Consider the following 2587-nt stretch of genomic DNA (forward strand, 5'->3'; position numbering starts at 1 on the left):
CGGCCATCGCTCGAGCGCGCGGTGGAACGGCGTCGGGTTCAGGAACGAGACGAGGTGCAGCGCCAGCCAGTCGGTCGGATCGCTCGGAGGCATCGGGGCGTCTCCGAGGAGGCGGGGAGAAGATCGGCCGCGCGGAGCGGAGGGCAAGGAAGTGGGTTGCGGGGAGGGAACGGGAGCTTCCCGAACACTGGGTTCGTCGCGAAACGTGAAGCGCGCGCCCTCGGCGTGCGGGGCGAGCGTGACCCATGCCACGTGAATTCACCTGCGCCCGCCGTGCAGAATGTGTACGACATGCAGCATCGTCCGGGAGGGTTCTGAGATGCAAGTTGCCGCCCTGATCATTGTTGCGACCGCGGCGATACCGGGTGCGCCGGGCGGAGATGGATCGGACAGCGCCTGTGACCCGATCTCGGCGATGCACGCTCTGGACGGGACACCCGTCGGGAAGCTGAACCTCCCGGCTTTCGAGTGCTTGCAGTCATCCACGGCGACGAGCGCATGGAGTTGTGCCGAGTTGGCTCGGCGGCTCGGGTCGTATCCGGGCGACCAGTATGCGAGTTTTGCATACATCCCTGGATCCCCCGCCACCGAGCAAGTGGTGGGCATCCGAGACTCCGGCTTCTGTCGACGCCACCTGCGTGACGTCCTGACGCTCCTGGCCGGTACGCCGGGAGGGGCGGAACTCATCCGGACCCTGACGAAGGAGGAGATCTCGGCGCACGCGGAGATCCTCGAATTCTGGCTGCGCAATGCCGATCTCCAGATTGCCGGGGACATCCTGCGACGTGCAGCTTCGGTTCACGCAGAAGCCTTCCTCGATTCGGCAGCACACTACGTGGCTTCGAGGCAGTCGGTCGATCAAATCATCAACGCCGGGGACGAGCGACGCGAGTGGTCCCTGGTGGCTGGAAGAGCCCTTCTCGATCTGGGAGCGGGGCGACGATCGAAGGAGCCCGGAATCCGGGCCGGGCTGGAGCGGTGCATCGAGATCATCGAGTCGCTACAGGACGACGAGATGCTTCGGGGGCGCAGAAGCCCCCAAGAACTTCGCGATCAGATGGTCGACGAACTCCGAACGGCTCTGAAGAGCGAAGGCGAATGACGAGTGCATACCAAGCCTGTGCGCTCCGGCACCGGCTCGTCGTGTTTCACGAGAACAGGGACTTCGAGGCGTTGACTCGCGTTTGACCCCTCAAAGTTCGATCGGTGCGCTGAAGAGTTCCACGCCACCGGACCGCAGACTTGAGCGGAGTCGAAAATCGCCGTGAGTGTTTCCGACCGCGGGTGAAAATCGCCGAGCCCACCTAACAAGGATCCTCCCCACAAATGGCGATCCTCGCGTATATTGCAGTGCGGAATCCGTGTAAGTGCATATCGGGAAGGTACTTAGCTGCATGTTGGTGGCCGCGCTGTCCGGGTCGGCGGGATATTCCACGCCCCCGAGTTGCCCCGACGCCGCCGCGACCGACGCCGAGGGGAGATCGCGCTTGGGCTGGTGCCTCTACAAGCAGGGGCAGTTCGAGGCCTCGCGAGGCGCCTTCGAAGGCGCCCTCGCCCTCGCTCCCGGCGACGTCGACGCGCGCATCGGGCTCGGCTACGCGAAGCTGCAGACCGGAAGCCCCCTCGATGCCCTCGCGCTCTTCGAGGCCGCGATCGTCGCCCGCCCGAACGACGCCGACGCGCAGCAGGGGTTGAAGCTCGCCCTCGAGCGCACGGCCTACCTCAACGGCGAGACGCGCCGGCGTCCGGACGCCTCGCCCGACGCGCCGCTCGTCGTGAACGCCCGCGCGCTCGCGGACACGATCGAGATCCGCGCCGCCGACGGGAGCTGGAAGCCGATCTTCCTCAAGGGCGTGAACCTGGGGGCGGCGCTTCCGGGGAAGTACCCGACCGAGTTCCCGACCGACGACGCGACCTGGCGCGCGTGGCTGAAGACGATCGCCGATCTCGGCGCGAACTGCGTGCGCACGTACACGCTCCTTCCTCCCTCGTTCTATGCCGCGCTCGCCGCGCACAACGCGGCGGCGCCGACGAAGCTCTGGCTCGTGCAGGGGGTGTGGACGGAGCTCCCCGACCGCCACGACTTCTCCGACGCCGCGTGGGTGGCGTCGTTCGAGGCCGAGATTGCGCGCGTGATCGACGCGGTGCACGGCGACCTCGTCCTGCCGCCCCGCCCCGGGCACGCCGCGGGGATCTACACGACCGACGTCTCCGAGCACCTGCTCGCCACGATCGTCGGGCGCGAGTGGGAGCCTTTCGCGGTCGTGGACTACGACGCCATGAAGCCCGGACCTTGCGAGTGGAAGGGTGCGTGGTTCGAAACGAGCGGCGGGCGCGCGATGGAGTGTTTCGTCACGCGCATGCTCGACTTCGCCGCGTCGTACGAGGCGCGTCGCTACCGCGCGCTGCACCCGCTGACCTTCGCGAACTGGCCGACGCTCGATCCGCTCACGCACCCGACCGAGGCGAACCGCGCGGAAGAGGACGCGTGGCGGAAGAAACTCGGCATCCCGTACCCCGAGGTCCTCAAGGAACAGCCCTGGGACAACGACGCGATCGCGCTCGACGCGACCCTCGTGCGTCCCAC

The 2587-nt window shown here is 67.2% G+C and carries 2 protein-coding genes; both read left to right on the plus strand.

The genetic code is table 11. The annotated features are described in order from the left end of the window. The first annotated feature begins 319 nt into the window (after positions 1–319). Positions 320–1102 (plus strand): hypothetical protein, encoded by a 783-nt coding sequence (locus tag VF139_07500; GenBank protein ID HEX6851239.1) that lies wholly within the window; start codon positions 320–322, stop codon positions 1100–1102. Positions 1103–1394: 292 nt separating this feature from the next. Beyond that, the coding region (locus VF139_07505; protein HEX6851240.1) for a tetratricopeptide repeat protein at positions 1395–2587 on the plus strand (1193 nt) is incomplete at its 3' end.

This window comes from Candidatus Polarisedimenticolaceae bacterium (assembly GCA_036376135.1).
Classification (GTDB): domain Bacteria; phylum Acidobacteriota; class Polarisedimenticolia; order Polarisedimenticolales; family DASRJG01; genus DASVAW01.